The 16567-nt window shown below is 63.4% G+C and carries 20 protein-coding genes; 12 read left to right on the plus strand and 8 right to left on the minus strand.

What is annotated here, in order from left to right; all coding sequences use genetic code 11:
* Positions 1 to 62 precede the first annotated feature (62 nt).
* Positions 63 to 851: a hypothetical protein gene (locus MU558_RS04755; RefSeq protein ID WP_246972376.1), complete on the plus strand. Its 789-nt coding sequence runs from the start codon at positions 63 to 65 to the stop codon at positions 849 to 851.
* A 632-nt stretch (positions 852 to 1483) separates the two neighbouring features.
* A complete protein-coding gene (locus tag MU558_RS04760; RefSeq protein WP_246972379.1) occupies positions 1484 to 2956 on the plus strand; it encodes an FAD-dependent oxidoreductase in 1473 nt (490 codons plus the stop codon).
* Positions 2957 to 3048: 92 nt separating this feature from the next.
* On the opposite strand, the gene MU558_RS04765 is transcribed toward MU558_RS04760, so the two are convergent.
* On the minus strand, positions 3049 to 3681 hold the full coding sequence (locus MU558_RS04765; protein ID WP_246972381.1) for a class I SAM-dependent methyltransferase: 633 nt from the start codon (positions 3679 to 3681) through the stop codon (positions 3049 to 3051).
* A gap of 286 nt (positions 3682 to 3967) precedes the next feature.
* On the opposite strand from MU558_RS04765, the gene MU558_RS04770 reads away from it, so the two are divergent.
* From MU558_RS04770 to MU558_RS04800, 7 genes are all read left to right on the plus strand, one after another.
* Positions 3968 to 4162 carry a cold-shock protein gene (locus MU558_RS04770; RefSeq protein WP_246972383.1) on the plus strand — a complete coding sequence of 65 codons (195 nt, stop codon included), beginning with the start codon at positions 3968 to 3970 and terminating at the stop codon, positions 4160 to 4162.
* 211 nt (positions 4163 to 4373) lie between these two features.
* On the plus strand, positions 4374 to 5090 hold the full coding sequence (locus MU558_RS04775) for a hypothetical protein (RefSeq protein WP_345781512.1): 717 nt from the start codon (positions 4374 to 4376) through the stop codon (positions 5088 to 5090).
* A gap of 336 nt (positions 5091 to 5426) precedes the next feature.
* Positions 5427 to 6200, plus strand: a complete 774-nt coding sequence (locus MU558_RS04780) for a transporter substrate-binding domain-containing protein (RefSeq protein WP_246972389.1) — start codon at positions 5427 to 5429, stop codon at positions 6198 to 6200.
* Positions 6201 to 6205: 5 nt separating this feature from the next.
* A complete protein-coding gene (locus MU558_RS04785) occupies positions 6206 to 6922 on the plus strand; it encodes an amino acid ABC transporter permease (RefSeq protein ID WP_246972392.1) in 717 nt (238 codons plus the stop codon).
* Complete coding sequence (locus tag MU558_RS04790; RefSeq protein ID WP_246972395.1) at positions 6919 to 7650, plus strand: amino acid ABC transporter ATP-binding protein; 732 nt, start codon at positions 6919 to 6921, stop codon at positions 7648 to 7650. The genes MU558_RS04785 and MU558_RS04790 overlap by 4 nt, the downstream gene beginning before the upstream one ends.
* Positions 7647 to 8666 carry an amino acid ABC transporter permease gene (locus tag MU558_RS04795; protein WP_246972397.1) on the plus strand — a complete coding sequence of 340 codons (1020 nt, stop codon included), beginning with the start codon at positions 7647 to 7649 and terminating at the stop codon, positions 8664 to 8666. Before MU558_RS04790 ends, MU558_RS04795 begins: the two co-directional genes overlap by 4 nt.
* 165 nt (positions 8667 to 8831) lie before the next feature.
* On the plus strand, positions 8832 to 9074 hold the full coding sequence (locus tag MU558_RS04800; RefSeq protein WP_246972399.1) for a DUF7861 family protein: 243 nt from the start codon (positions 8832 to 8834) through the stop codon (positions 9072 to 9074).
* Between the two features lie 33 nt (positions 9075 to 9107).
* Here the strand turns inward: MU558_RS04800 and MU558_RS04805 are convergent, their stop codons facing one another.
* The 5 genes from MU558_RS04805 to MU558_RS04825 form a co-directional block, all read right to left on the minus strand.
* Positions 9108 to 9572: a nucleoside deaminase gene (locus MU558_RS04805; RefSeq protein ID WP_265781569.1), complete on the minus strand. Its 465-nt coding sequence runs from the start codon at positions 9570 to 9572 to the stop codon at positions 9108 to 9110.
* Positions 9573 to 9687: 115 nt separating this feature from the next.
* Entirely contained in the window at positions 9688 to 10488 is an 801-nt protein-coding gene (locus tag MU558_RS04810; protein ID WP_246972401.1) for an aldo/keto reductase, read from the minus strand.
* Between the two features lie 79 nt (positions 10489 to 10567).
* On the minus strand, positions 10568 to 10780 hold the full coding sequence (locus MU558_RS04815; RefSeq protein WP_246972403.1) for a DUF2250 domain-containing protein: 213 nt from the start codon (positions 10778 to 10780) through the stop codon (positions 10568 to 10570).
* Complete coding sequence (locus MU558_RS04820) at positions 10777 to 11436, minus strand: DUF2250 domain-containing protein (RefSeq protein ID WP_246972405.1); 660 nt, start codon at positions 11434 to 11436, stop codon at positions 10777 to 10779. Before MU558_RS04820 ends, MU558_RS04815 begins: the two co-directional genes overlap by 4 nt.
* Before the next feature lie 119 nt (positions 11437 to 11555).
* Positions 11556 to 12032, minus strand: a complete 477-nt coding sequence (locus MU558_RS04825) for a hypothetical protein (RefSeq protein WP_246972407.1) — start codon at positions 12030 to 12032, stop codon at positions 11556 to 11558.
* Positions 12033 to 12175: 143 nt separating this feature from the next.
* On the opposite strand from MU558_RS04825, the gene MU558_RS04830 reads away from it, so the two are divergent.
* Positions 12176 to 12835 carry a protein-L-isoaspartate(D-aspartate) O-methyltransferase gene (locus MU558_RS04830; protein ID WP_246972409.1) on the plus strand — a complete coding sequence of 220 codons (660 nt, stop codon included), beginning with the start codon at positions 12176 to 12178 and terminating at the stop codon, positions 12833 to 12835.
* 14 nt (positions 12836 to 12849) lie between these two features.
* On the opposite strand, the gene MU558_RS04835 is transcribed toward MU558_RS04830, so the two are convergent.
* Positions 12850 to 14013 carry a right-handed parallel beta-helix repeat-containing protein gene (locus MU558_RS04835; protein ID WP_246972412.1) on the minus strand — a complete coding sequence of 388 codons (1164 nt, stop codon included), beginning with the start codon at positions 14011 to 14013 and terminating at the stop codon, positions 12850 to 12852.
* Positions 14014 to 14289: 276 nt separating this feature from the next.
* Here MU558_RS04835 and MU558_RS04840 point away from each other — a divergent pair, with 276 nt between their 5' ends.
* Positions 14290 to 15636, plus strand: coding sequence for a hemolysin family protein (locus tag MU558_RS04840; protein ID WP_246972416.1), 1347 nt, complete (start codon positions 14290 to 14292; stop codon positions 15634 to 15636).
* 121 nt (positions 15637 to 15757) lie between these two features.
* On the opposite strand, the gene eif1A is transcribed toward MU558_RS04840, so the two are convergent.
* Complete coding sequence (gene eif1A, locus MU558_RS04845; protein WP_265781570.1) at positions 15758 to 16042, minus strand: translation initiation factor eIF-1A; 285 nt, start codon at positions 16040 to 16042, stop codon at positions 15758 to 15760.
* Between the two features lie 321 nt (positions 16043 to 16363).
* Between eif1A and MU558_RS04850 the strand changes: the two genes are divergently transcribed.
* Positions 16364 to 16564 carry a hypothetical protein gene (locus MU558_RS04850; RefSeq protein WP_246972419.1) on the plus strand — a complete coding sequence of 67 codons (201 nt, stop codon included), beginning with the start codon at positions 16364 to 16366 and terminating at the stop codon, positions 16562 to 16564.
* Positions 16565 to 16567 lie beyond the last annotated feature (3 nt).

The following is a 16567-nucleotide window of genomic DNA, read 5'->3' on the forward strand; positions in this document are numbered from 1 at the left end:
CATTCATGAGACTGCTACGAAATCGGTCTGACGGCAAATCGCTATCCAACTACTTCTTCGATATGAGCGTGCTGGAAAAATACATCCAGGCCGATGACGGACATGTGAATTGGTGGTCTCGGCAAGGAGGGGACGTTGCTTGGAAGGATATCTTCTCTGAACGAGTTTATCGGAACGACGAGTTCGAAGTCGCGTTACTACTTGACGACTTAGCGCACATTCCTGACCAAGAGATTCCTCACTGGAAGACTCATAATATTGCCCCGTCCGGTGGTATTCCAGAGGAGGGAATTACAAATTTTGTATTGGGCGAATTTGTCGACACAGAGTCATACAGCGACCAGGTACTAAATGCGGTTACATCATTAAACGAGATAGTTGGAGAGGAATACAACAAATCAATTTTTGAAGCTTTAGAGGAGTCCGACCCAACTCATCTCGTAATTATGCCTTCACGGAACGAGCAAGATGCCCTTTTAGACAGCATGGATGCACTAAATAAGGTGTTTTTTGAGAGAATTGATACGGAGAGTATTCGAGAAATTCTCCCCGAGGAACGGAAGGAGGATGTCGAGGGGTCGAAATCAGCCTTGTTTGAACTTGCAGCTGACCATCTGGGTAATGAGGAGGCGGGAGAAGTGTTTGAGCCAATAAACGGAGTATATGACCTGAGGGTCGTAGCAGACCATCGGAGTGCGTCTAGTAAATGGGAGCGAGGAATGGACTCATTCGGCATCTCTCCTGATACGGCGAACTACCGCGAGGCCTACTGCAACATCATGGAACAGCTTTCTGAATCAATTATCAGGATTAGCGATGCTATCGACACTTCTGCTACAGAGGACCCCTGAGTAGACCGCCGCGCCGTCTATCGGTTTAAGTATGAATCGAGCATTCTTCTATAAATAGTTTTGTAGGTCGGTAATGGTTACTGGTTCGAGTGCGTGTTCGTTCAAAAAGCGCGCAATCTGAGTTACTTCGTTTGGGAAGCGAGTTCAGTTGTAGGCAGCCGTCGAGCATTCCACAACATAGGGAGCATCTCGATGTGTATCCCTGCGATGTCTATCGATTTGGGCGAGAATCGACGCATCTCCTATAAATAGTTTCATGAGTCGGTAATAGTTACTGGTTCGAGTGCCGAGGCCACCGATTCCTGCGTTGCAGTCTGGGCGTCACTTCCAGTTGGCCGCACCGAGATGGAGTAGTAGAGGCACGGTCCTGGAGGGTCGACGCACGCCGACTCGAGCAGCCACCTCGGTCCGCCTCGACCGGCCCGATCGGTCGCCTCGAGAATGTTATACGTGAACACCACACGTTATTCGACTGACCTGCTGTCGTCCCGTCGAACCGCCTCCCGTGTCCCGATTTCCGTTCGATCCTCCGGCCGTCGATAGCCGGTTCGTCGATTATCGAGAATGCGATCGAAAGAAGATGAGTTATCCGTCAGGAGCGCAGTGGTCGAGATAGCTACCGAAAAACAACCATGTCTGGCAAGTACGACCTCGTGATCGTCGGGGGCGGTATCAGCGGTGCGTCCCTGCTTTACACGACCGCGAAGTTTACCGACATCGACTCCATCGCACTGATCGAGAAGGAATCCGAGATCGCGGCGATCAACTCCCACCACACGAACAACTCCCAGACGCTTCACTTCGGCGACATCGAGACCAACTACACCCTCGAGAAGGCCGAGGAGGTCAAAGAGGGCGCAGAGCTCCTGGCGGGCTATCTGGAGAACTACGACCCCGACCGGGAGATGCACGCAAAGCGCAGCAAGATGGTCCTCGGGGTCGGCGACGAGGAGGTCGCGAAACTCGAGCGCCGCTACGACGAGGAGGGCTTTGGCGACCTCTTCCCGAAACTTCAGCCGATCGGCCGCGAGGAGATCGCCGACCTCGAGCCCAAGGTCGTCGAGGGTCGTGACCCGAGCAAGGACCTGCTCGCGCTCCAGACGCCGGACGGCTACGTCGTCGACTACGGCGAGGCCTCCAAATCGTTCGTCGAACAGGCGGAGGCGGTCGACGGCGTCGACGTCTACACCGGAACGGAAGTGACGGACATCACGCCGACGCTCGACGGCTACACGATCGAGACGACCCGCGGCCGGTTCGACTGTGACGCCACGGTCGTCGCTGCTGGCTCCCACAGCCTCCAGATCGCACAGGAACTCGGTTACGGGCAGGACAAGGTCCTGCTCCCGGTCGCGGGCAGTTTCTTCCTCGCCGACGACCTCCTGAACGGGAAAGTCTACACGCTCCAGATGAAGAAGCTCCCGTTCGCCGCAGTCCACGGCGACGCAGACGTCCACGACTCCTCGATCACCCGGTTCGGTCCGACCGCGAAACTCGTCCCCGCCCTCGAGCGCGGTCGCCTCTCGACAGTCAAGGACTTCCTCGACGTGTTCGGGTTGAACGCCGCGTCGTTCCTGAGCTACGGGAACATCCTCGCGGACCGCATCCTCCTGCCGTACGTCCTCCGGAACCTCGTCTACGACGTCCCGAAGGTCGGCGCGAAGGAGTTCCTCCCGCACGTCCAGAAGGTCGTCCCGAGCGTCGACCTCGAGGACATCGAACGTGCGAAAGGCTACGGTGGCGTCCGCCCGCAGATCGTCGACCTCAAGAACAAGTCGCTGGACATGGGCGAGGCGAAGATCGTCGGCGACGACATCATCTTCAACATCACGCCGTCGCCGGGTGCCTCGACGTGTCTCAAGAACGCGATGCGGGACACCCACAAGATCGTCGAGTTCCTCGACGGCGAGTACGAGTTCGACGAGTCGGCGTTCCGCGAGGACACTATCGACAATTTCCCGCGTGCGGACGCGGGCGGTGTCGCTCCCGGCGTGGCCGACGACTCCTCCGATGCGGACGCCGTCGACGACGACGCGAGTACGGACGACGCCGACGACTCCCCAGGTGCGGACACCCTCGACGACGTCCCCGCTGCGGACGACTGACCGAGGTCGTCGGACGCCCCACGAACTGTTCTGCTTCGACGCTTCAGATCACTCGAGGTCGAGACGTTCGCCTCGCCGGCCGTTCGCGCCGGTCAGCGGGTGGAGCGATCCTGCGCCGAGCGGAACGTCCGGATGGTATCCCGCTTGCCCGACCTGGTGTCGACCTCGAGAAAGCCCAGGTCGGTGAAGATGCGATGCCAGTCGCGGTAGTACAGGGGGACGTCGTCGTTGACGTATTTCACGTCGGGTTCGGCCGCGTCAGTCTCGCGTTCGCGCTCGCTCTCGACCGTGATGAGGAGGTCGTCAGCGATCCGGACCAGGTCCGTGAAGACCCACTCGGCGTTGGGGTGGATGTGCTGGAGCGTCTCCACCGAGTAGACCGCGTCGAACTGGCCGTCGTCGAAGTCGCCGACGACGTCTTCGATCGCCTCGAGATAGAACGTTCCGTCGGCGGCGAGGTCGGGGTAGGTTTCTTCCATCACGTCGAACGCGTCGTCGTTGACCTCGATCCCGGCCAGATTCTCGAAACCGTGTTCGTAGAGGTGCGAGAGGTGCCGGCCCGAGCTACAGCCGAGTTCGAGGACGGTTGCGTCCCTGTCGACGAACCGCTCGAGAAGAGCGCGAATCGTCTCGCTCGTTTCGTCCGGACCGTAGTAGGCGTAATACTCCGGCGAGTACTCTCCAGACCGCTCTGCCCACTGCCGGCGAACCTCGTTAGAATTCACAACTAGTAACTCTTCGCGTACACGCATAGTCTCGTCGGACGTCGTCCGGCCCCTGAAGGCCGTCGGTAGCCCCCTGCGGCCGGCCACGAATTCGATTCGAGAAGTGTGGCTTCTGCGAGAGTTCCCACGCGTTGTGACGAATCGGAACTCACAGCCGCCACGACCCAACGATTGTAGTCGAATGTTCACAAAAACAGATTTTATAAAAACGATCGGACTCGAAGATACTGTTTTGGAGTACGAATGCGGAACTCTTAAGCGTGTACCCGGTCTCGAGTTAATTGCAATGGCAAACGGTAAGGTTGATTTCTTCAACGACACTGGCGGCTACGGTTTCATCTCGACGGACGATGCAGACGACGACGTGTTCTTCCACATGGAGGACGTTGGCGGTGAGGATCTGACGGAAGGGACCGAAATCGAATTCGACATCGAACAGGCCCCCAAAGGCCCGCGCGCGACGAACGTCGTCCGCGTATAACGGCATATAACGAGGTCGTACTGCCGTCTCGAGACGGCATCGCGTCCCTTCGTTTCTTTCGACGATCGACTCGAGAGACGCGTCACCGCTTCGGGTGGCGTTCGCTGGGCTCGAGCGGTCGGGCTCTGCCCGTGCCGCACGCGAGCATTTTTGTCCGTTCCGCGACGTGTTGAGTTCGATGGCAACGACAGTCACTGGTACGGTTCAGGGGATGGGGAACCAAGCGAATCCGGCCTTTGCCGTCGGCGTGGTCGTCGCTCCGGTCGCGGCGTTGCTGTACGCGATCCAGTTCGGATCGATCCAGCTCCACACCTACGTCCACGTCATGGCAGGCGTGCTCTGGACGGGGATCGACCTGTTCATGGCGATGGTTCTCGGGCCGGTCCTCGGCAGTCTCGCGGTTTCGGAACGCGCCAGCGTCTTCGAGCGGTTCACGCCCAAGATGACGTTTCTGATGCCGACGCTGGCGTTCGTCACGATTTTCGGTGGGATCACACTCGCGATACGGCTCGCGATCTTTCCCCACGCACAGTCGTGGATCGCACTGTTTTCGACGTTCGCCGTCGTTCCGGCACTCCTCCTGATCGGCGCGCAGTTCGACGCGTTTCGCGACCGACGGTGGCAGGCGGTCTTCGGGGTCGCGGTGGTCGCCCACGTCGCCTACCTCGCCGCGACGCTGCCCGAATTCGCGCTCACGACGCCGTCGATCGCGGTCGCACTCGTGATCGTCACCGTCCTCACCGTACTCGGGTTCGGCGTGTTGCTGCCCGGCGAAGCCCGTATCTACCTCGAGATGACGGCTGCCGATCCCGATCCGGACGTCATCAGCCGGTACGGAATGCGAAATGCGAAGCTCAGCGGAGTCCAGGGTGTCTTTCAACTGACGATCGTCGTCGTGATGGTGTCCATCCGGTGGGGCGGATTCTGAAGGCGTCCTGATCAGCCCACTTCGTTCGCACCGCCTGGTAACCGGTCGGTTACGACCCGTACGTCTTCGCCGCTCGAGTGACAATGATGGTCGCGACTGTGTACCAGGGCAACCGCACGACGGGTCACGGGTGTCCCGGAACTGACTCGCAACCATCGTTACGAGGGGTGGCGTCGTCCGACCGACCTCGAGAACTGCCACGCGGTCTCTTCAAGCTGCTTATATTAATTATAATTCGTGATCTGATTCGACGAACGTTCACTGATACTGTCGATTCGCGTGTGGTTATCGAACTCACGTCGAAACGTTGAAAACCGGCTCGGACAACGCACGGGTATGGAACGAAGGTTTAGCATGGATCGTCGCGCGTATCTGCGGACCGTCGGCGTCGCGGGAGCGTCCGCTGCCGTCGCCGGCTGTCTCGGCGGGAGCGGTGACGACGTCATCGTCCCCGGGACGGCGTCTGGCTTCCCACCGTTCGAGTTCACCGAGGACGGCGAACTGGTCGGCTTCGACGTCGACCTCGCGGAGGAAGTCATCGAGCGTGCTGGCTACGAGGTCGGCGACTGGACCGACATCGAGTTCGACTCGCTGATCCCGTCGTTGACCGAGGGCGACATCGACTTCATCGCTGCGGCGATGACGATCGAGCCGGATCGCGAGGAGGTTATCGCCTTCTCGGACCACTACTACGAGTCCGATCAGTCCGTCCTCGTCACGGAGGACGGCGACTTCGCCCCCGAGAGCGTCGACGACCTCGAGGGCGTCCGCGTCGGTGCCCAGTCCGGCACGACCGGCGAGGGACAGGTCGAAACCCTCGTCGACGAGGGAACCGTCTCCGGGGACGACTTCCGCCGCTACGACAACTACACGCTCGCCGTCCAGGACCTGGAGAACGGCAACGTCGACGCCGTCGTCGTCGACGTTCCGGTGGCGAACAACTTCGCCGACAGCCGGGCGGTCGAGGTCGCGTTCGTCATCGAGACCGGCGAAGTGTTCGGCTTCGGTATGCGACAGGACGACGACCGACTCGCGGACGTAAACGACGCACTCGCCGAGGTCCAGGACGACGGGACGTACGACGACCTCGTCGATCAGTGGTTCGAGTGAGATAGATGGACCCCGTCCTGTTGCAAGCCAGTGACTGGCAGTTCGTGCTCGAAAACTGGCAGTTCCTGCTTCTCGGGACAGCCGTCACGGTACTGCTGACCGCGACGAGTCTCGGACTGGGCTTTCTCACCGGATTCCCGGCCGGAGCCATCGAAGTGTACGGCTCCGGACGACTGCAAGCGGCCGTCAGCACCGCGGGCGTCGTGTTGCGGGGGACGCCCATCGTCGTGTTGATCGTGCTGTTTTTCTTCGGGCTGCCTCTCCCCCGACTCGGCACGGTACCGCTGCTGGAGGTCGACCTGAAGGCGTTCGTCGCGGCGACGCTAGCGCTGGGCCTGCGCAGTGCAGCCTACCAGGCGCAGGTGTTCCGCGGGGCGATCCAGTCGATCGGCGAGGGACAGATGGAGGCCGCCCGTTCGATCGGCATGAGCGAACGGCAGGCGATCCAGCACGTCATCTTCCCGCAGGCGGTTCGACGCTCGATTCCCGGCTTCCAGAACGAGTTTACGATCGTCCTGAAGGACACGAGCGTCGCCTTCGCGATCGGCCTTGCCGAACTGCTCACGCGGGCCGAACAGCTCTACCTCCAGCCCGGTCGCGGTACCGCGGTCATGGAGGTTCTCATCACTATCAGTGCGGTGTACTTCGTGCTCACGTTCACCACGAATCGCACGCTCGACTACCTCAACGAGGTCTACGCCGTTCCTGGAGGAAACGAATGACTCTACTACGCGTCGAACACGTCGACAAGTCGTACGGCGACGAGGAGGTACTGCACGACGTCAGCTTCGAGATGCAACGACAGGACGTCGAAGTGATCGTCGGCCCCAGCGGCTCCGGCAAATCGACGCTGCTGCGGTGTGTCAACCGTCTCACCGAGATCGACGATGGGGCGATCTACCTCGACGGCGAGGAGATCCACGCTCTCGACGAGAACGAACTCCGCCGTCGCGTCGGCATGGTGTTCCAGGACTTCAACCTGTTTGCCCACCGCACTGCTCGAGGGAACGTCACGCTCGGCCTGCGTCAGGTGCTCGGCATGCCCCGCGAGGAGGCCGAGGCGACGGCCGACGACTACCTCGAGCGCGTCGGCCTCGCCGACCAGGCAGAGTCGTACCCGGCCGAACTCTCCGGTGGCCAGCAACAGCGGGTCGGCATCGCCCGCGCGCTGGCGATGGAGCCGGAACTTATCCTCTTCGACGAACCGACGAGCGCGCTCGACCCCGAACTCATCGGCGAGGTGTTGAGCGTGATGCGCGACCTCGCCGACGAGGGCACGACGATGCTGTGTGTCACCCACGAGATGGGCTTTGCCCGATCGGCAGCCTCGCGGATCACGTTCCTCGACGACGGTCGCATCGTCGAGCGCGGACCACCGGAAACGCTGTTCGAAGACCCCGAACACGAGCGAACGCGCGCGTTCCTCGGCGAACTGGCTGGCATCCAATGACGACGACGGACGTAGACCAGACTGCGGTCGGCGAACTCCCTGGGCGTCGGCGGTTCGTGGTCGGTGTCGTCGGCGTCGTCTTCTGGGCGTGGCTGCTTGCCCGCTGGGCCTCCCACAACACGCTGCTGGACCGGCTGTTCACCGCCCTCGGTGCGCCGAATCTCGTCCAGTCGGAACTGGGCGTCCGCCAGCGCGAGCCGTGGCTCCCGGCCGAACCGTTCCAGGCCGCTTCCAACGGCGTCGCCGACGTCGCCGCGTCGCTCGGCCCCGCGAGCGTGTTGCTCGAGTGGCTCGCCTGGCTGTTCGACCTCGCGGCGTTCGCGACGACGATCGGTCCACAGCTGGCCGCCGGCGCGTTCGTCACAGTCTACCTGACGGTCCTGTCGATGTTCTTCGGCCTGCTCATTGCCGTTCCGCTGTCGGTCGCCCGGGTCTACGGCGGGCCCGTCCTCAGTCGCATCTCCCTCGCGTACACGGAACTCATCCGGGGGACGCCCCTGCTCGCCCAGCTATTTTTCCTCTACTTCGGGCTGCCGCTTGCAGGGTTTATCGACAGCTTCGGCGTCGTCGGCAGCGGCGGCGTCCCGCGAGCGGCCGTCTTCGTCGCCATCGTCGGCTTTACGATCAACTCCTCGGCCTATCAGGCGGAGTACATCAGGGCCGCCCTGCAGTCGGTCGACCCCGGACAGCTGACCGCGGCGCGCTCGATCGGGCTCTCGAAGCTCCAGGGAATCCGGTACGTCGTTCTCCCGCAGGGACTTCGCTTCGCGATTCCGGGGTGGACCAACGAGTTCGTCTACCTCATCAAGTACTCCTCGCTGGCGGCGTTCATCACCGTTCCCGAACTGTTCCGCCGCGCCCGAAACATCGGCTCGGACACGTTCCAGTTCACGGACGTCTACGTCATCGTGGCCCTGTTCTACCTCGCGCTGGTGTTGACGACGGCGCTCGCGATGGGCAAACTCGAGCAGGCGGTCGCGATTCCGGGGCTCGGACGGAGTGCCGATCGCGACTGATACTGCCGGACAACACGGTTCAGACGTCGATCGCACTCGAGACGCTGTCGTCGCTGCCGACAGCCGTCGAGACGCGATCGAGTAGTCACTGACTGTTGTCCGGTAGTATGAACCCTGGCCGGCGGAACCGACGCTGTAACGACGACGGCCGTCCTCTCTACGACGGTGAAGTACGACCGCATCCGCGCGAAACGACCGACGCACGACCTCGAGGCGTGGCAGGTCGGAACGATCGAGCGCGTCGACGACCGCGACGGCCACTGTGCCGTCGACGTTTCGACACCAGACGGACAGCGAGTGACGCTGATCGTTTCGCTCGAGCTTCGGGACCTCTTCGTCCGTCGGCTCGACCTCGAGCCCGACGAAACGCCCGTCGGCGAACGAGTCTGGTACAGGCGACGGACGTGACTCGAGCCGTCCGAGTTCCCGTCGCGTCCGCGCTCACCAGTCGAACTCCTCGTGGATCGCCCGCCCGTCGTCGTTCAGCACCGGCCCGACGACGTCGGTGACGCCCTCGAGGATCTCCCTGGCGCGGACCTGTGTCTCCCGCCCGGTGAACGCGGCGATCTCGTCGCCACCGACGCTGTAGACGATCCGCCCGAGACCGGCATACCGGAGCCCGCCGGCGCACATCGGACACGGCTCGGTACTCGTGTACATGACGGTCTCGGCGCGTGTTTCGGGCTCGAGTTCCCGCCGGGCGCGGTACGCGAGGTGGAGTTCGGGGTGGCGGCGAACGTCGTCTTCGGTCACGACGCGGTTCGACGCCTCCATGACGATCTCGTCGTCGCGAACGAGCACGGAGCCGAAGGGTCGGTCGCCGCGAGCGACGGCCTCACGCGCCAGTCCGAACGCCCGACGCATGTGCGATTCGTGGTCGAACGTCTCGAAACTCGAGTCGGTCACGCTTCGGACGACGGCCCGGGAAGACAAGTATACTGGTGGCTACGGCTGGCACTCGACGGGACGTGACCGAGCATCGTCGAGCGTCGTCGGCGTTTTCGGTGTCGCCGGCACCCGATCAGTTCCACGGCGCGTCCTCGAAGTCGACCTGCCGTCGCTCGCGGTCGATGGCGTCGATCCGCGCCAGGTCTTCGTCGGACAGCGACAGTTGTTGCGCCTCGCGGTTCTCCCGGATGTGGGCCTCCGAGGTCGCTTTCGGGATGGCGACGACCTCGTCTTTCGACAGCAACCACGCGAGGCTGACCTGCGCCGGCGTCGCCCCGTGTTTCTCGGCGATCTCGACCAGCTCCGGAACTTCGGCCACCGACCCCTTCGCCAGCGGCGAGTACGCGACAAGGTGGTGGCCGTGCTCGCGAGCATACGCGCGCAGCTCCTCTTGCTGGAGCAGCGGATGACACTCGACCTGGTGTGCGAAAAGCGGCGCGTCGAGGTGGTCGAGTGCCTCCTCGAGCAGTTCGGGCGTGAAGTTCGAGAGGCCGACGTGGCGAATCAGGCCCTCGTCGTAGAGCCGGTCGAACGCCGCGAGCGTCTCTTCTGTGTCGTACGTCCGCAGCGGCCAGTGGACGTACAGGAGATCGACGACGTCGACGTCCAGTCGGTCACGAGACGCGCGGGCGCACTCGAGGACGTCGTCGTACGCGAGGTTGCTCGAGTGGAGCTTCGTCGCCACGAAGACGTCCTCGCGGTCGACGTCAGCGGCGGCGATGCCCTCGCCGACGGCGGCTTCGTTCTCGTACATTTCGGCGGTGTCGACGTGCCGGTAGCCGAGGTTCAGCGCGGTTTCGACGCTCGCCGCACAGACCTCGGGATCGGTGTTCTGGTAGGTTCCGAGTCCGATCGGAGGCAGTTCGTCGCTCATCGAGAGACGCGTCGGCCGACTGGCTAATGGGTGTTCCGACGATCCAGGCCGGTTCACTCGAGGAGGACGGAAGAGGGCGTCACTCGTCCTCGAGGTCGCGCAGGATCCGATCCGCCTCGTCTGTCGTCACGTAGTAGGTGTGTTTGCGGTGGGTCTCGGTCTTCGGCTTGAGTTTCCGCTCGGTGCCCTTGATGATCGACCCCTCGTAGGTTCGCACGAGGCCGACCCGCTGCATGGCCGCGTAGAGCCGCCGGACGTACTCGAAGTCCATCTCGAGTTCGTTCGCGGTCATCCGCGGGAGTCGGGGCCGCCACGAGAGAGGCGACGAGCGAGCGTCCTGGCGTCCTCGATCCACCGCAGGAAGTTCTCCTTGCCCTCGCGTTCGTCGAGAAAGCGCAGCAGGTGATCGCCCTCGCGAGAGAGACGATAGTAGGTGTGGTGCTGGTGGGTCTCGAGTGCACGCTTGAGTTTCACGTCTCGCCGTTTCAGCATCCCGGACTCGATGCGCTCTATCACGCCGCCGTCCTCGAGTTCCGTGCACGTCTCGGCGGTCTGCTCGCGGTCGGCGTTCAGGTGGCCCGCCATCGACCGCGGGTAGTCGCCTTTGACGTCCTTGAGGTGATAACAGATCAGAAATGCCAGCGGTTCGGGCGGAACCTGCGCCAGTTCGCCCGCGACGGCCTCTCGCTCCTCCAGTTTGTCCTCGAGTTCGGACGCGCGTTCGTAGCGTCGCTGGGCGTTCTCGGCGGCATCCCGGTCGAGATCCAGCGTGACCTCGATCTCGTCGCCGGTCGGCGTCTCGAGCGCCAGCGTGAGTTCGCCGGTCTCCCAGTGGTCGCCCGACTCGTTTCGGGCGCGCTCGAGAGCGTCCGTGACGGTCTCGATGCGGGTGAATATGGTGTCCGCCTCCGTGCGAAGCCGATCGATCTCGGCTCGTGACACCACCATCGTCCCAGAGAGTACGGGTTGGTGACGTATATACTGTCTGCTGTCCCCGTCTCCCGGAGCCTGCCGGACGGGTCGCGGGTACGGCGGAACTGACTACAGTCGACGGTATCCGTTCGTCGCTAGAGTTCGAAGACCTCGCGACGCCACTCCGCCGCGATCCGGTCGAGATCCCGTTCGACGTTCGAGGCAGAGAACGTGTCGCCCGTTCCGCTCCACTCGATGGAGAGCTTCGAAATCGGTGCCAGTGCGAGTCCACTGACGGTGATCGGTCCCTCGGCCGTGTGCACGACCCACTCGGTTCGGAGCCCGGTCGACGTTCGCGTGACGTCGTCGATCTGGGCGTCTGCGGCCGCCCACCGTTCGACGAGTCCGTCGGTGAGCCGGCGAAGCCGGCGTTCGCCGAGGAGGTGACTCCCGATTCCGCCGCCGGCGAGCACGCCGAAGGCGACGACCGCCACGACCGGCCCGCCGTAGGGAAGGTTCAACGACGCCGCGACGGCGGCGATCACGACGACGAGCGCGACGACTCTCGCGTCGTGTGCGCTCGGGACGGTGCCGTTCCAGTCGGCGTCCTGTGACTGCTGGTCGAGATGCATATCGAAGCGTGTGCGGGAGTCACGACAGCGTCGGGATAACGGTTCGCCTGCCTCACTCCTCGCTTTACGTCGTGACTCGCCCTCGATCGGTGTCTGGCATCTCGCCCCGAAGAAGGATACTCGTGGTCCTCGTCGGGTCGCGTATGGACGACGAGCGCACGTCGCGAGCGCGCAGCGACCTCGTCGACCACCTCCGGCGAACCGGTCGAATCCACTCGAGTAGCGTCGCGGCGGCGGTCGAGGCGGTCCCTCGCCACGAGTTCGTTCCGGAGTCGGCCCGCGACCGGGCCTACGAGGACCGGCCGCTCGAGATCGGCCGGGGACAGGTCGTCACCGCGCCACACCTCGTCGCCCAGATGACCGAACTGCTCGAACTGGATCGGGGCCACCGGGTCCTCGAGGTCGGGACGGGAAGCGGCTATCACGCGGCCGTGATGGCCGAGATCGTCGGCCCGGAGCGCGTCTTCTCCCTCGAGCGGTTCCCCGACCTCGCGACGCGGGCGCGGGACGCCCTCGAGCGGACCGGGTACGGCGACGTGACGGTGATCGTCGGCGACGGCTCGCTGGGGCTCCCTCGCGCCGGCCCGTTCGACCGGATCAGCGTGGCGGCCGTCGCGCCGTCGGTACCCGATCCGCTCGGCGACCAACTGACCGACGACGGGACGATGGTGATCCCGCTTGGACCTCGCGAGGGGCCACACGAACTCCACCTCGTCGAGCGTGCCGACGGGCGACTCGAGCGGACACCACACGGGCGGGTGCGGTTCGTCCCGCTGATCGGTCGGTACGGATTCGAGCGGTAGCGACGTGCCGTCGGCTACTCCTCCCACGACGTACTCCTGTCGGCGGGACGGGGCGGTGCCTCCGGATCGGCCATCGTCGGCCGGTCGTCGGGAATCGGCGCCTCGCGCCAGTCACCGACGGGGACGTCGCCGCGTTCGGCGCGGCGCTCCTGTCTCTCGAACACCTCGGTGACTCGCTCGTCGCCGTCGCTCGCGTCGCGTTCGATATTTTCGGGGAGACTGCTCGAGAACTCGTTGTCGACGAACCGGTTGTCGTCGCCGGCGGGCGTCCCGAGTGCGAGGTCCGCCGTTCCCGATCCCGAGACGTCGTTTCCCCGGACGGCGTTCCCCGCCGGTTCGACGACGTTGTGCTGGGCGACGATTCCGAAGTGCTCGTGGTCGCGGACCTCGTTGTCCTCGATCAGGTTCTCCCGACCGCCCCAGACGAGGATTCCCGCGCCGAACGGTGCGTAGATCGACGGGGCGTCGAGTTCGTCGTTCTCGTACACCTCGTTGCCCACGACGTGTGCCGACCGCTGTGGCGAGTCGCGCTCGTCGAGCGTGTTCGGGACGATTCCGACCCTGTTGTGTCGCCACGTCGAGTCCCGAATCGTCAGGTTCCCGCCCGCGCTCGTCCCCGAGTAGCCCATGTCGTTGTACTCGGCGACCACGTTCGAGACGACTGCGTCGAACGGGTGGTTTCGCCCGAGGTAGAAGCCGGCGTCGGGATGGCCCGAGGCGTAACTATGTTCGAATCGGCCGTCTCGAGATCGGTAGGCGTAGATCCCGTACGTCCCGTCGTTGTACGCTGTGAGGTAGCTACCCCGGAACCCCTCGACGTCCGTCCAGTAGAAGGCGGTGCCCGTGTAGTGGCGGGCGGTCATGTTCTCGAGGGCGACCCCGTCCGCCTCGACGTGAATCCCGTAGGCTCGCTCGAACGCGCCGTCGAGGACGACGTCGTTGCGGTCGATGCCCCGGATCGTGAGCCCCGGCGTCGTGACGTCGACGGTCTCCTCGTAGGTTCCCGGCTCCACGAGGACCAGGTCGCCGGCCCCGGCGGCGTCGACGCCGTCCTGTACCGTCGGCTGGTCGTCGGGAACGCGAACGGTGTCGAAGTCGTCCGCGTCGTCCTGCGTCGTCGACGGCATCGTACAGCCGGCGACGCCCGCGAATCCCGCGACGGCCGCCGTTCGAAGCATTCGTCTCCGCGTTCGTTCCACCTCGATCACCCGACCCACGACCTACCGCGAGCAGTCGCTTCGTTCTTGGGGGTCGCTCGAACTCACGACGGATCGAGTCGTCGCCCTCGAAAACGGGACTCGAGGCGCTATCGTTTTCTGAGTTCACTCGCTACTGTCACGTATGCCCGATAGCAGTCTACACGTGGAGGGTCGTCGCGTTGGCACCGTCGGTGACGCGACGAGCGCCTTCCGGTCTCGCGTCCGGAACGATCTGCAGCGGCGACGGAGGAACGGATGGTAGACGTCGCGCTCTCGATCACTCGAGTGCTCGTCGCGCTCTTTCTCGTCTTCCTGAACGGCTTTTTCGTCGCCTCCGAGTTCGCGTTCGTCCGGATCCGTTCGACGTCGGTCGAGACGCTCGTCGACGAGGGGAAGGCGGGTGCGGACACGCTCGCGGAAGCCGTCGAGAATCTAGACGACTACCTCGCGGTCACGCAACTCGGCATCACGATCGCCTCGCTGGGTCTCGGGTGGATCGGCGAACCGGCCGTGGCGGCGCTTCTCACGCCGGTGCTCGCGCCGGTACTCCCCGAGGGCGTCATCCACCTCGTGTCCTTCGCGGTCGGCTTCAGCGTCATCACGTTCCTGCACGTCGTGTTCGGGGAACTCGCGCCGAAGACGATCGCCATCCAGGAAGCCGAACGGATCGCGCTCCTCGTCGCGCCACCGATGAAGCTCTTTTATTACCTGTTCGTTCCCGGTATCATCGTCTTCAACGGCACTGCCAACTTCTTTACGCGACTCGTCGGCGTCTCCCCCGCTTCCGAGACCGAAGAGACCCTCACCGAAGAGGAGATCCTGATGGTGCTGACGCGGTCGGGGAGAAAAGGGCAGATCGACATGGAGGAAGTCGAGATCATCGAACGGGTCTTCGAACTCGACGACACGACGGTTCGCGACGTCATGATCCCACGTCCGGACGTGGTGAGCGTCCCGTCCGACCTTCCCCTGTCGGAACTCCGTGCGCTCGTCGTCGAGGCGGGTCACACCCGGTATCCCGTCCTGGACGCCGAGAACGACGACCAGATCGTCGGCTTCGTCGACGTCAAGGACGTTCTGCGAGTGAGTGAGGTCGGTGGCGACGCCGATTCTGTGGTTGCCGGTGACGTCGCTCGCGAGGTCGCGATCGTCCCGGAAACTGGCCGCCTCGACGAACTCCTCAGGGAGTTCCAGGACGAGGAGTGCCAGCTCGCGGCGGTGATCGACGAGTGGGGCTCGTTCGAGGGGATCGCGACGATCGAGGACGTCGTCGAGGTGCTCGTCGGCGACATTCGAGACGTGTTCGACGTCGACGAAGGCGAGCCGTCGATCGACAGGCTCGAGGACGGCACCTACGCCATCGACGGGGCCGTCTCCCTCTCGGACGTCAACGACGCCCTGGACGCCGACATAGAGAGCGACGAGGTGAGGACGATCGGCGGGCTGGTGCTGGATCGACTGGGTCGTGCCCCCGAGGCCGGCGACCAGGTCGACGTCGACGGCTACGTCGTCGTCGTCAAGGACGTCGAGGGTACCCGGATCCAGTCGGTCGTCGTCAGCGAGAATGCGACGGAACGACAGCCCGAAGAGCCGGCGGAGTAGCCGTTTTCGCTGTATCCGTCGACGATGCTCGACCGTCGACGACGCTACTCGAATCGTGGTCTCGAGGTCGAGAATCGACGATCGCTGCGCTAGTGCAAGCGACTACCAGAAAGGCGTCGAATCAGTCGATGTGGCCTTCGCGACGCAGCTGGGCGGCGTCCTGGCCCGTGTAGCGCCACTCGATGGTGGCTTTCTCGTCCTGGAAATCCCAGGGCTCGACGAGCACGACGTCGTCCTCGTTGATCCACGTTCGGTACTTCATTCGACCGGGGATTCGTCCCATGCGGTTCTTGCCGTCTTCACAGCGAACGCGGACGTGGTTGCCGCCGTTGTGTTCCGTTACGACAGCGAACAGTTCGTCGCTGGAAGGCATGCGGAGGTTCTTCCGCTCGGATTCTTCACTCACACGCTATCTACGTGGAGCACACGTTTAAGTGATTGGTGGGGGCCGCTAGCGCTTGACACGATACGGTTCTCGAGGGATCGAACCGCGAATTCCGGTTTTCGGCCTGCAGACAGGATTTTCGACTCGAGATCGGCCAGCAGTGCACCGTCGGATTCGTGACAGACGGTAGTACGTGTCACCACTGGGTAAAACATGAACTTTTATTATATATGGGGCAGAACGTGCGGGTACAGATGTCGGTCGTACACGTAGACGTAGCAGCCTGACTCTCCTCGCAGCGCACCGCCCGACGATCTTCACACGACACCAACGCGACCGACGATGAGCACCCGAAACTTGCCAACCCAGACCGAATCGACGCCCGAATCGCCCGCGAACGAACGACTGTCGACGCCGATGGCCGATCGATCGCCGACCGACCGTTCGCCTGCGACGTTCTCGTACGGACAGACGAACCGGCTGCAAAATCTCATCGACGAGTGGAACGCCGCTTTCGTCGATCGTGATCGGGATCGAGCGTGACCG

The organism is Natribaculum luteum, from assembly GCF_023008545.1.
GTDB classification, from domain to species: domain Archaea; phylum Halobacteriota; class Halobacteria; order Halobacteriales; family Natrialbaceae; genus Natribaculum; species Natribaculum luteum.